The following is a 13,470-nucleotide window of genomic DNA, read 5'->3' as shown; positions in this document are numbered from 1 at the left end:
AAGCTAAATTATAATCGTACTAGTTCTTAAGTTCAGGGCAATATTTGTAAATCAATTGTTGCTCTGCCTCTGTTAGTTCAGTCAGCAACACGGGCTTGTCCTCCGGCCGCAGCCCCTTCTGATTAATGCGGTTGATCAGGCTCCAGTCCTTAACCGGCTGATCTGGCCGGGCGCCCACCGGCTCCTGCGCAGGCAAATCATATCGCGTAAAATCAATCACCATTGCTGGTGTGTTATGATGCCAGTCGCGCAGCAAGGCCAGCCGGAATGCTTTGTTCATAAACCACCGGATTTCGAGATTATTATAGGAATCTCCTAAACCACATCCCCGTTCTATGAATTTGTAATTGTAATCATCGTTGGATTTATAATGCTGGCGCCATATTTCGCCAAACTCACCGAAACTTACCCATTTAGTGTCCGGCCATCGCTCCAAGGTACCTGTCACCCATTTCTTCATTGCATCGCAGATAAAGTCCATCCCAAACTCATACACCATTTCTGCCTCCCAGATATTGGGTACCCATCCAAATCCATTCAACTCCAATCCCTTATCAAAATGTATCGACTGGGTATGCATTACTTCCATATGCCCGAGTTCCAGCCCCCAGCCCTTGTAAGTTTCTATGGGGCCAACGCCGCGCCTGCTGTTATAGCCTGTTAGTTCATGGCCTGTTTGTCCGCTCTGCCGTGCACAAATAAAATCCATAGACCATCCATCCAGGTTCACACAATCAATCAGGTCTTTTTTATTCTGACCAGGCTTGCAAAAATGTTCAGTGGACGGATAATAAGGATACGATAGTGACCCATCTGCGCCGCCGCCATCGATATTATGTTGGCTCCATATTACGGCTTGGGCCACATGTATGTTTTCTTTATCCGCCAAATATTTCAAAGACGCTGCCGGCAAAAATCCACCGATCACAGCTTTTGGCTTATACCCTTTTCCTACAAAACCGGCGATGATCCGCAGTGCTTCTGACAACTCCTTATTGATCCGCGCTGGCGGAAGGTACATTGCCGGAAAGTATCCTGGGAACACGGTTACCTCATCACCGTATTCTGCCTGGCAAAGTGCTGCATATTCCCGTATCTGTACATAATTTTCACGCCTGTCTTCCAATGCATTCAGCGTAAAGCCCCAGGTTAAACGACTGTCAGGGTTATTGGTGGCAAATGCTTCGCGCAGTCTTTTTACTCCCTCCGGGGTATGCCATTTTTCCTCGTCGCGTGGGTGCAGCTTTACATCCCTGGATACTTCCCAGGGTGTGGTACGAATCATAATACAGAGGGTTACAAATCGCCCGCCCATAAGCTTTGCTGGTGCCAGCATTCGAATAGGCGCAGCATCCAGCAGCTGAGCCCCCGCCAGTAGTCCTGCAGCGGTTATGCTAGTATTCTTTACAAATGATCTTCTATCCATCTTTTGTTCTTTATATCATTAAAATGGCCTTTGCGCCATAAATTCCAACAAACCGGGCTGCCTGGTGATGATTTCAATTGGCAACCCGGTATTGTAAATTCCAAAAATTATGAATCAATTCTATGATTTACCAGCCCGGATTTTGTTTCAGCTTATCCGGGTTTAGTGATATCTGTTTAGTTGGTATTGGGAGCAGGTAATTCTTATTTACATCAAAAGCCCGCTGTGAGCCAGGTTGTAATACTTTAAAACCATTCTCTAACTGATTAGCAGGTGTATTGTAGAAGTAACTGTTATAGGTGGAACCATCCAGTGTAAGTATTTGTTTGGACCATTCTGAACCGGTAACTTTCACACTCAACATAGATTTTGGCAGTATCGTCTCTGCTATTTTCCACCTGCGCAGGTCGCCCCAGCGAAAACCTTCAAATGCCAGCTCCACCGTTCTTTCCCTTCTGATTTCTGTCTGCATGTTCAGGCCATTGCCATTGACCAGTGCATTGGTAAGGTGCGGCATATTAACGCGGTCGCGCAATAAATTGATAGACTTATCCAGGTCTGCATCAGAAATTGATCCGTTACGTTCATAAGTTGCCTCCGCATAGATGGCCAGCACCTCTGCGTAGCGGATCACATTCCAGTCGAATGCACCACCACCATCACCAGGCGTAGGCATTTGTGATATAAATTTATATAGCATATAGCCCGAGTTTACGTTGCGGTTATTGTCGACACCCGGCCATTGCGGGCGGTATTTATCGTATTGCGGGCGGACTATTTTTATGGCCGGCAGGATTAAAGACTGGGCCATCCGTGGATCCCGGTTGCGAAACTCGGTACGGACGGAGTCATACCCCTTGAACAACGGCGACTTATCTATAGGCAGACCATCTTTGCTGAGATACATATCTGCAGCAGCTTTGGTTGGGTTCAGGTTGCCCCAGGATACGCTATACGCCCAGCCAGCCACATTGATATTGGTACGGTACTTTTTTGAAACTATAGTTTCGGGATTATCCATGCTGTAGTTGTCAATAAACATCAAACGGTAGCTCGAATCGCTCCTTAACTTATTTAAGGAATACGCATTGCTATTGATCACATTATTTGATTCTGCAATGGCCTGATCCAGTAACGCATTTCCATCGCCGGCAGCGTGGAATTTTCTCCAGGTACCTTCAAAAAGACATACACGCGCTTTAAAAGCCTGGGCCGCCTCTTTACAGATCCTGCCTTTTTCTGCGCTGGTTTTTACCGGTAAGTTTGCGATGGCATTGTTGAGGTCTGCCATGATAAAAGCTGCAACATCTTCCCGGGAAGCACGGCCACTAAATACCAGGGGATCTGAAGGCTGGAGCACCTTATCAATAATAGGAACTCCTCCAAATAAGTCTAAAAGACGGAAGTAATTATAGGCGCGGAAGAAATATCCTTCACCAAGAAAAGGTTTGACGTCATTCTTTAAAACAGAGGTGGTGCCTTGCTCTATTAACTTATTCGCATTGCGAATGGCTGAATAACTGTTGTCCCAATTTGCATCTTGCTCCGGCGCAACATACTTGCCGGAGCTTATGGTACTAATCTCCATGCCAAACGCAATATCAGAGTTATTGTCATTCATATAGGTACCCGAAAAATGAGGGTCCTCCAGCGACCGGTCATAGAACCAGTTTGCCGCTAAACGGAAATCATTAGCAGATTGCCAATAGGTAACATCGGAAATATCGGATTGCGGTTTAAGATCAAGATACTTTTTACAACCCGTAGCCATGATGGCCAAAAAAATTATGCTTAAAATTTTAAGTGTTTTCATTGCTACAAGATTTAAAATTTAACATTTAGTCCTACAGAAAAAGTACGGTACATTGGGTAGTTGTTCTCATAGAAATTATAGAAATCCATTTTGCCTGCATCATCCGCGATTGTAGGTGTGCGGCTTTCTTCGGGATCATAGGTTCCTTTCCAGGTGCCCTTTGCAAATTCAAACAAGTCCTGTCCGCTAACATAAACCCGGATACTACGCACTTTAATACGCGCAACCTGGAGATCACTGAAGGTATAGCCAATGGTGATATTTTTCATCCTCAGATAGCGTGTATTTTCCAGCCACATGGACGAGAACTGATAATTGTTATTCTTCACCGTTTCGTTATTAGAAAGGCGCGGGTATTGGGCCGATGGATTTTCTGGGGTGAAGGTTCTTCCGTAAAAATAATCCAGGGGCTGGAACCAGAAGTGAGCCAAAGGCACACCGAAGTTTCCATTACCTCTCCATTCATATTTATCACCGGTTCCCTGCATAATGAAACTCATGTCTAAACCCTTGTATGAAAATCCGCCTGTAACACTGTAGGTTAATTTGGGGATCTGGGAACCCAGGTATACGGCATCACCATTTAGCCCCTTCGATTTGTCGCCATAGGTAGTGATCTGTCCGTCGCCATCAATATCTTCATACATGACATCACCAATGCCTAAACCGCCATGGCCATTAGGCTGTGCAGATGGCACGATGCCTTTTCCGCCGTACTTTGCAGCATAAGCATCAAGGTCGGCCTGATTTCTGATCAGCTTACCCTTAAATCCAAAATAGGAATTTAGCGGATATCCTTGTCTGGCCTGTGTTAAGCCGAGGTTATAATTGTCATTTCCTTTCAGATCAGAAACGACGTTTGTATTGTAATTCAAGATGGTACCGATGTTATATTGAAAACTACCGATCTTGTCATTCCATTGCCCATTAAATTCCCAGCCTTTACCCTTAAGTGTTCCTGCATTCGAGGTTGGTGCAGCCGCACCCAGTGTGGTCGGATAAGTAATGCTCACCAGCATGTTGTTATTGGTTTTTCTGTACAGATCAAACGATAAAGACAGTTTGGATGCAAATAATCCAAGGTCTACACCAAGGTTCTCTGTTTCGATGGTCTCCCATGTACGCGATGGTGAAGAAAGTCCTTTCAGTGCCGCTAATCTTGCGGCCGAAGAGCCGTCAATCGGGTACTGGCCAAAAACATTAATGAGCTGTACATAATCAAATAACCCTAACTGTGAAATATCCTGATTGCCCGTGCGGCCCCAGGATGCGCGCAGCTTGAAAAGGTTGACTTTATCGTTGCTAACCAGTTGCTTAAAAAATGACTCCTCTGAAATTTTCCATGCGACAGACAAACTTGGATAAATTGAACTCCAGCGTTTATCGGGAGAGAACTTTGAACTTCCGTCTTTACGAAGGGTTCCTTCCAGGTAATATTTGCCGGCGAAAGCATAACTGGCGCGACCAAAATAAGACTGCAAAGCCCATGGATCTCTGTTCCAGTCTTTTGCATCCCCCGCCCGCAGGTTCTTACTGTTTGATAAAGGCAGCCTAAAAATCTCATTGCTGAAAAAATCCTGCCCCTGAATATATCTGGAATCCTGAGTGAATTTTTCTTGTGAGGCACCTATCATTGCTTTTATCTCGTGCTGTCCAAACGTTTTGGAGTAATTCACATAGGTACTGTAATTTTTGTAAACCGTGCTTGAGTTCCTGAAGGTAGCCCTGTTTGGATTATTACGTATCAGCAAGTTAGGGGTATTGTCCCAGTTATACTCTGTATTGGTTTTATAGTTAGCGTCGTTATCCATACGCTCCAGGTTGATACCAACCTGTCCCGTCCATACCAAGTTCTTGATGGGCTCAAAATCCAGCTTTACATTGTTGTTCCAGCGGTTGTTGGTCATCGTCTCTTCTCCCCCTTTAATTAATTCCTGCACAGGATTCTCATAACCCTGATAGCCGAAGTAATTTCCTGCCGGATTTTTTTCGGGCAGATAAGAGAACATTTTTAAACCATTACTAATGGCATCGTGCAGCTGCGAGGGTGTACGGGTATTGAGATAGTCGTATGCCGTTGTCAGTTCCAGCTTCAGGTTGCTGGTAATGTTACTCTGCAATGCAATGCGGAGATTGTCCCGTACAGAACTGTTCTTTCCTTCTGAAATGTTGCCGTTATCACGGATGTCGCCAAAAGAAACAAGGTAAGATGAGTTTTCACCACCACCGGATACGCTGATATTGTGCATAGGGCGATATGCGGTTTTAAATAGCCTGCCATACCAATCCTTGTTTTGATAGAACATGGGGAAAGATTCCAAACTACGGTTTTCACCAGGGCCAACCCCCGGATCATTGGCTGCGATCTTCTCCAGCGTAGCATCAGAGAATGTTTGCTTTTCCCCGTCGTTTCTATTGGCCTCATTAAACATCCTGACAAAATGATCTGTCGTAGCTGCCTTTTTTCTTAAGCCAACTTTCTTAACCGCCAAATTAAATCCATAGCTTATGCTTGGTGTGCCGGACCGTTTACCTCTTTTGGTCGTAACCAGAATCACCCCATCAGCAGCACGTGCGCCGTATATTGCTGCAGTTGCATCTTTTAGCACGGTAACATCCTGAATATCCTCCGGATTGATCAGTGTAAGATCACCTGGAATACCATCAATTAATACAAGCGGAACATTACCATTAATGGACGACGATCCGCGGATCGCAAGTGCAAAGCCTTGCTGACCCGGCTGACCGCCTGACCGCGTAATCGCCACACCTGGTATCAGGCCTTGCAAACCATCTAGGGTTCCGGTAACCGGCCGGTTTTGGATCTTATCGCCGTTGATACGGGATACCGATCCGGTAAGGTCAGCCTCTTTCTTACGTGTACCATATCCGATAACCACTATTTCGTTCAGGTTACTTGGTGTAGCGTTAAGCGTAACATCTATCTGTGTTTGATTATTCACAGCTATTTCCTTCGACTGATACCCTACAAAAGAAAATGTTAAGGTTCCGCTAGCGTTGGGTATTTTGATCATATACTCCCCTTTTGGGTTGGTGGAAACAGCTGCACCGCTCTCTTTATGCCTGATCGTAACGCCAGGTATGGGTTGATGATTTTCATCGCTGACAAGACCATGTATTTCTATAATAACTGAAGCCGCTGATGCTGAAATATTGGTCACATTTTTATCATATACTACGATGGTTTTGTTATCGATTTTATAACTGAGTGGTTGCGAGCTGAACAGCTCATCCAGTACCTGATGCAGTTGTCTCTGAGATACGTTTAAAGTAACTGGTCTGCTTTTTTCTGCCTGATCATCAGTGATCACAAAATTGTATCCGGTTTGCTTTCGCACATCCTTGAGTACACTGATCAGGTTTTTATTTGTTTTATTTATAGTTATCCTCTGTGCCAACGAGGTGGCGCTCACCTGCACTAAAGAAGCAATCATGATGATGACGGTAAGTCTCATAATCAGCCATAGTTTGGGTAATAGCCTTCCGGCTATACCGGTTTGAATGATATAAATTCTATACATTTGTTTTGTTTGGTGATGCAACATGCCCTTACTTTCCAGGCGAAGGCAGTTGCTGGTAAACAGTTGAATAAAGTAAATTGTGCCAAACGGCTTGCAGGGCCCGATCTGATCGGGCCCTGTTCTTTTTTAATACAGTTCTATTCTGATGCTCTTTTCATCTTCTATTTGGTTTAAATGATGTGGTTTTATATTTGGTTGTACTGGTTTCATTATTTTGTTACGTAAACTTTTCGGCCCCTCACCTCAAAATGTACCTTCCCCGTATTCTCCAGTATTTTAAGTACTGCTGATATATTTTCGAACTTTGAAATTGCACCATTGAAGCGTACATCCGGGACATCTGCATTGTAGATAACTTCCACATCATACCAGCGGGCCACCTTTTTCATGAGTGGTCTGACAGGCTCACTTTCAAACATGAACTGGTCGTTCTTCCAGGCTACCGCCAGCTCCATATCAGCATCGTCAACTTTTAGCTGGCCGGTACTGTTGCTGATCACTTGTTGTCCGGGCTTAACCATGACTTCGGCATGTTTACCCACAGCACGGATACTTCCCTCCAGCAAGGTGGTTTTGCTTCCACCGTCGTCATGATAAGAATTTACATTAAAGTGGGTTCCCAATACCCTGATTTGCTGGTCGTCTGTTTGAACGATAAAAGGATGGGCAGGATCTTTAGCTACTTCAAAATAAGCTTCACCCATTAACTCAATTTTACGTTCCTTCAGGTTTTTGAAATCTGCAGGATATTTTAGCTGGGATGCGGCGTTGAGCCATACCTTGGTACCATCGGCTAAAACCACCTTGTAATGGCCGCCATTAGGTGTACGTAGTGTATTAAAAGCATTGTGAGCAGCGATAGGATGACCATGCCTGTTCACATATTCAATCCCCCCGTCAGCTGTTTTCAAAATGCTTTTCCCTACATCTTTTCCGATAACCCCCGTGTGCTGTTCAGTTAAATCGATGCTTTTACCGTCTGATAGAATCAGGTATGCTTTATTACCTCCCGGTTTGATGTCGTTGTGGATCTTCTGCCGGGCAATGACCGGATCTGGCATAGGATCCCGTAAGAGGAAATAACCCCCGGCTGCCATCACCAGGATCACACTCGCCGCTGCAGAAACTTTTATCCACAGTTTTTTGGCCTTCCTGACGGGTTTAAGCTGTTGTTTCAGGTTGTTGAACATACGCTCATACCGTTCGTTATTTTCGGGGTGATATGGTTCAATAGCAGATGGATCGTCCAATTGCTCACGAACCATATCCTCTAAAATACGGTGTTCTGTGGTACCGAATAATTCTGTTAAAAGACGGATATCTTCGGGATTACTTTCTTTACGCAAAAATCGCTTGTAAAGTTCGTTCAGGTTTTCTCTTGCAGCCAATTTTATCTGGTTTTTTAAAGAGTACGAACGAAGCGGCAATTAGGTCTGCTCGTATGATATATATTTTTTGCCTAGTGTTTTACTGATCTGGCAATCATGGCCGCGACAAGGAGCATCAATGTCACCCCATTTTCCATGAAATAGATTTTCAGGCTTTTGGTACCTTTTACAACATGATCACGTATTGTTGAGGTTGATATACCAAGCAGGTTGCTCACCTCTTCATAAGATCTGCCCTCAATCTTCACCATCGCCATAATCTTTTTGCGCTGTGCCGGTAAAGACTCGAGTGCCTGATAAACTAATTGGCGATCAACATGATCAGCCATTGGATCATACAGTTCAGAAACTGAATTGATCAGATGTTCGCGTAAAACCTTATCATGTGCCAGCCTGCGATACAGATCAACAACTAAATTCTGAGCAATGCGATGAACAAATGCACCAAAAGACCTACTGGGGTCTATTGCGGCTTTGCGTTCCCATATCTTCAAAAATACATCTTGCGTAAGCTCTTCCGCGATTTCAGCCGATTTGGTCAGATAATGGATCTTCCGGAAAATCGGATCGACATAATGCCTGTAAAGTTTTTCAAAGGCTTTTTCATCCCCGCTTTGCAGGTTTTCCATTAGCTCTTTCTCATTGATCAGGCAAATAAAACTCATTAGGATATTTGGTTGTGCTAAACTAACAATAATTACATAGCGAACCAAATTGATGAAAATAACAACTCCGCGAAAATTTAAACAGGGTCCAGGGACATATATTTTGGTAAAATAAAGTTTAAACATAAATTTAATTCAGCTACCGGCAGCACCACTGAAATGAGGTTATATCATATTGGGATGTGACTGGTTATAGCCAGAAGTGATTTGGAAAATTTTGGGGATGTTAAAGAGATGAAAAATGTAGAGCCTTCGCCTGTTATGCGCTAACCAGATCTTTCCTTGATGACGGTCTAAGATACATTTTACAAGCCCAAGCCCTATTCGACTTCCACCGGGTTGTCCTTTATCACGAAAGACTTTTTCAGATTTACTATAAAACAGCGTTCACAAAATGATAATTTTGGATTGTTCAGCCTGTTAAACAGGGCGAGGATGATAAAGATGAGCAGTTTGCCAGGCAGGTGGAGAAAGGTAGAAGGTTCTAAAAAGATTGGAGAACGTAGTAGATAAATACCTCAATATAAATGTTATGGAACAAGTAATTTTTAGTTTTGTATTCTATAGAGACTGAAACCTATGCAAAAAAAAACATCATCCATTCCAGTTAGAATTTTAGCCAGAGAGCTTGGCAATGGGATTTTTGTAACTAACATTTCGTCAGCGGTACTTCTTATGGCCGATAAAGAATTTAACCAGGCACATCGACACGATTGTCACTTTTTCATCTTGCAGGAGGAAGGGGTTTTGCAGATGGAAATTGACTTTGAAAAATATGGGTTAGACAAACCAGCTATTTTCTATCAATCGCCAAATCAAGTACACAAAGTCTTAACAGCAGAAAATGTTGACGGGTATATACTAATCATCAACGATGAAAACCTTAACCCGGAATATTTGAAATTATTACAGGGTATCAAACACGTTAGACCGTTAGTAGTAACCGAAAGGGAAGATTTGGCTATTATTCAACAAGCCTTTGCACTGTGTAAAAACCTTTATGAAAGAAAGAAGGACAAACTTTATCATTCACAGATGAAAGACAGTTGCAATATATTGATTGCTCTTTTTATTTCGTACTATCTCAAACAATCAAAATCGATCGAAAAAACTTCACGATTTGATATTATTGAACGGGCATTTACAGCGTTGTTGGAACAACATTTTTTAATATTGAAACGACCAGCAGATTATGCTAAAAAATTAAATATTACGGCCTCTTATCTTAATGAATGTATAAAGAATGTAACAGGTTTTCCCGTTTCGTATCATATACAACAACGTGTTATTCTGGAGGCAAAACGCCTGCTTTATCATTCTGATAAATCGGTGAAAGAAATCGCAAACGAATTAGGTTATGACGATTATCCTTACTTTTCCCGGTTATTTACCAAAGTTGCTGAAATATCGGCTTTGGCTTTCCGAAGCAAAAACCACGATTAATCCAATACCTACTCTTTTCTGTTCTTTCATCTGCAATTGATTATGGCGTACTTTGCTCTAAATAAAATTGAAGATTATGCCAAACGCGCCAAAATGGATTTTCGATGTTGCCGAACGATTATTGCCGAAATTGCCCTTAATGGAAGTTGCCCACCTCGAATTATTATCACCATCTGTCAGGAAAATTCGTTTCAGCGGAGATTTCAGAAACTTAAATTATAAAGTAGGCTCTTACATAGACTTTCGGGTTGGTGAGAAAGAAGTCCGAAGATATACCGCGTCTTATGCGGATAATAAAAATGGAATTCTAGAATTAATTGTCCATCTGCATGGAGAAGGGAGTGGAAGCAAATTTATGAAAAATTTAAAAGTAGGCGACAAAGTCGATAATAACCAGCCAAGAACGTACAGGTATTATGATGAATCGGCAGAGAAACTTGTGATTTTTGGTGACGAGACTTCATTAGGACTAGCCCGTTCATTTCTTCCTGTCTTGAAGAAGAATAACCAAAAATTCAAGTTTATCTTTGAATTAGATGATGAAAATAAAGCTATTCCCGAGTTATTGGGTTTGGAAAATTGCATTGTATTTCCAAAAAAGGGTTCCTTTAGAAAGGAGGAATGGGTAAGCGAACTGCCTATTATCAAAACGTTAGATTGGCAGGAAGCTAATTTTGTTTTGACAGGAAATGTAAAATCAGCTCAAACTTTCAGGAGAGTCATTAAAGCCAAAACCAACGGCAATGTGTATCTGCACGGTTATTGGCTTGAAGGTAAGAATGGATTGTAACATTAATGTGCAATTAAACTAGACATCCAATACGCTTCAAAGTGTACACGAAATACGCTAAAAACTGGTCACTTGACTGATTTTCAGCGCCTTTAAATACGGCAACAAGGTTATACATATTCATCAATACTCCCTATCTCGGGATTTCCCAGGAAGCATTTGATCGAAAAAGTACCGTTTATTGAATGGGCAAAAGCAGTAGGATTTTGGATCAGATTCAATTACCCTTATGGTTCATTTGAATTTTGGAAGGTCCGATGTCCAAAAATGAATTGCTATTTGAAACTTACCCTCTTCCGTATTGTTTTCCTGCTCTCAGGGCTGATCTTCCAGCTTATCACTCTTTCCATTGTCTACCTCATTTAAAATTATAAAAACTAATATTTCGTAAAATTTGGCTATCATTGACGCTAGATTTTGTATATTTAAAGACAGAGTCCACAATAAATGGCAGTCCCCCCCCTTCAGAATGAATCAGACATATTGACTAAAATAGCTGAGGGCGATCAGTTTGCGTTTACCATTTTATTTAACCATTATCAAAAAGATGTATTTGTTCATAGCAGACGACTAACTCCTTCTGAAGATGATGCCCTTGAAGTTGTTCAGGATATCTTTATCAAGATATGGATTGGACGAGAGCGGCTCAAAACCATCAATAACTTCGGTGCTTACTTAAACAGAGTTGTTCGGAACCACGTGTTTGATGTGCTGAAACAACTTTCCCAGGAAAACGAATCACATGTTAAGCTTCAAAGTGCCAGCACAGAATTCGATGATTCTACCAGACAGCTGCTGGATTATCAGGATGCCATCCATATTTTGAATGAGGCCCTGACAGAACTCGCACCGCAGCAGAAAATAGCCTATAAGCTCTGCCATCAGGAAGGGATGAAATACGAAGAAGCAGCCAAAGAAATGAATATTTCTACCGAAACGGTAAGAGTCCATATGAAACAAGCCTTAAACAAAATCCGAGCGCATTTTAGAAAGCATGCGGTATTATATCCGATGTTAATCCTGGCGCTATACAAATAATCCAACTATAAATCAGTTAGTTACAATTATCTTACGATAAATTCTCCAATTAACTAACCCTGCCCCTCTGTTTTTTAAGTCATATCAATAAATGGCTATTGCCAGTTAACCTTATAATCCCAATAGATGAATAAGACAAATCACAGGCTTCGGGAACTTTTTAACCACTATGCAGATAAGACAGCATCCGGGGAAGAAAAACAGGAATTATGGGACTATATCAATGATCCGGTATTTTCCAATGAAATTGATGTCTTAATTGGTCAGGATTATGAGCGCCCGCATCAGGAAAAAGGGATGAACGATCAACAGAGGGCGGCTGTTTTAAAAAACGTACTTGGCACCGGGACTTCTATAAAACCAGCATCCACTCCACTTTGGCCACGTCTTATTGCTGCTGCTTCCATCCTGATCATCATTGGCATAGGGCTTTATTTCTATAAAACTGATGAACAAAACAGACAGGAGACGGCCTACCGGCAAGATGTATCTCCAGGCAAGAACAAAGCCACATTAACCCTCGCTAATGGAGAAAAGATTTCGATTACGGATGTCAACACCGGGAACATCGCCAGCCAGTCTGGTGTTCAGATTTCAAAAAGCCCGGACGGACAAATTATCTATGAAATCAACAGTAAAAATTCTGGTAAATTACAATTTAATACCCTGACCACCGCCCGTGGAGAACAAGCCAGGTTACGCCTGCCAGATGGCTCCGTTGTTTACCTGAATGCGGCCTCTTCTTTAAAATACCCTACATCGTTCGCCAGTCTCAAACAACGTTCCGTTGAACTCTCCGGAGAAGGCTATTTTGAAATCTCAAAAGATAAAATGCATCCCTTTATTGTACGAAGTGCCAGACAAGAAGTGGAAGTTCTGGGCACTCATTTTAACATTAATGCTTACAGTGATGAAAGGGCCTTAAAAACAACACTACTGGAAGGGAGTATCCGATTAACCAGCATGGATCGTTCGGAAATCCTGAAACCAAATGAACAGGCCATTCTGATCAACAATCAAATCACCGTTAATGAGGTAGATCCAGACGAAACAGTAGCCTGGAAAAACAACGAGTTTCTATTCAAAAATGATGATTTCAAGGCCAATATGCGGAAGATTGCCAGATGGTACGATGTCGATGTCATCTATGAAGCAAATGCTCCTGAAAACTTTCGCTTTGGAGGTTTTCTATCCAGATCCAGAAACCTATCGGCTGTACTCCGGCTGATGGAAAAAACGGGCGCTGTTCATTTCCGTGTCGAAGGCAGAAAAATATACGTGAGCAAATAATCCACCTTATAAATTTAAATCAACCAACCAATAACCTAAACCACAAAACATGAAGAAGTATTTACGACAGGAAAG

Annotated in this window: 9 protein-coding genes; 4 read left to right on the top strand and 5 right to left on the bottom strand. The window is 42.3% G+C overall.

Going from position 1 to position 13,470, the window contains the following annotated elements; all coding sequences use genetic code 11:
- Positions 1-19 precede the first annotated feature (19 nt).
- The 5 genes from BUC20_RS00385 to BUC20_RS00365 all read right to left on the bottom strand — a co-directional run bounded on the left by BUC20_RS00385 (position 20) and on the right by BUC20_RS00365 (position 8,834).
- The gene (locus BUC20_RS00385; protein ID WP_394334158.1) at positions 20-1,315 is read right to left on the bottom strand and encodes a DUF3863 domain-containing protein; all 1,296 of its coding nucleotides are present in this window, start codon (positions 1,313-1,315) and stop codon (positions 20-22) included.
- A gap of 238 nt (positions 1,316-1,553) precedes the next feature.
- On the bottom strand, positions 1,554-3,239 hold the full coding sequence (locus tag BUC20_RS00380) for a RagB/SusD family nutrient uptake outer membrane protein (RefSeq protein ID WP_073225990.1): 1,686 nt from the start codon (positions 3,237-3,239) through the stop codon (positions 1,554-1,556).
- A gap of 11 nt (positions 3,240-3,250) precedes the next feature.
- Complete coding sequence (locus tag BUC20_RS00375) at positions 3,251-6,781, bottom strand: SusC/RagA family TonB-linked outer membrane protein (RefSeq protein ID WP_159441019.1); 3,531 nt, start codon at positions 6,779-6,781, stop codon at positions 3,251-3,253.
- A gap of 209 nt (positions 6,782-6,990) precedes the next feature.
- Positions 6,991-8,169, bottom strand: coding sequence for a FecR family protein (locus tag BUC20_RS00370; RefSeq protein WP_084528384.1), 1,179 nt, complete (start codon positions 8,167-8,169; stop codon positions 6,991-6,993).
- A 71-nt stretch (positions 8,170-8,240) separates the two neighbouring features.
- Entirely contained in the window at positions 8,241-8,834 is a 594-nt protein-coding gene (locus tag BUC20_RS00365) for an RNA polymerase sigma factor (RefSeq protein ID WP_073229284.1), read from the bottom strand.
- A 579-nt stretch (positions 8,835-9,413) separates the two neighbouring features.
- On the opposite strand from BUC20_RS00365, the gene BUC20_RS00360 reads away from it, so the two are divergent.
- The 4 genes from BUC20_RS00360 (at position 9,414) to BUC20_RS00345 (ending at position 13,395) form a co-directional block, all read left to right on the top strand.
- Positions 9,414-10,277, top strand: a complete 864-nt coding sequence (locus tag BUC20_RS00360; RefSeq protein ID WP_073225985.1) for a helix-turn-helix domain-containing protein — start codon at positions 9,414-9,416, stop codon at positions 10,275-10,277.
- A 76-nt stretch (positions 10,278-10,353) separates the two neighbouring features.
- Positions 10,354-11,067, top strand: a complete 714-nt coding sequence (locus BUC20_RS00355; RefSeq protein WP_073225982.1) for an FAD-binding oxidoreductase — start codon at positions 10,354-10,356, stop codon at positions 11,065-11,067.
- 447 nt (positions 11,068-11,514) lie between these two features.
- Positions 11,515-12,105: an RNA polymerase sigma factor gene (locus BUC20_RS00350; RefSeq protein ID WP_073225980.1), complete on the top strand. Its 591-nt coding sequence runs from the start codon at positions 11,515-11,517 to the stop codon at positions 12,103-12,105.
- 126 nt (positions 12,106-12,231) lie between these two features.
- Positions 12,232-13,395 (top strand): FecR family protein, encoded by a 1,164-nt coding sequence (locus tag BUC20_RS00345; protein WP_073225977.1) that lies wholly within the window; start codon positions 12,232-12,234, stop codon positions 13,393-13,395.
- Positions 13,396-13,470 lie beyond the last annotated feature (75 nt).

This window comes from Pedobacter caeni (assembly GCF_900129215.1).
In the GTDB taxonomy this organism is placed as follows: Bacteria; Bacteroidota; Bacteroidia; order Sphingobacteriales; family Sphingobacteriaceae; genus Pedobacter; species Pedobacter caeni.
The sequence above is the reverse complement of the archived record's forward strand: the minus strand, read 5'-3'. Positions and strand labels throughout refer to the sequence as shown.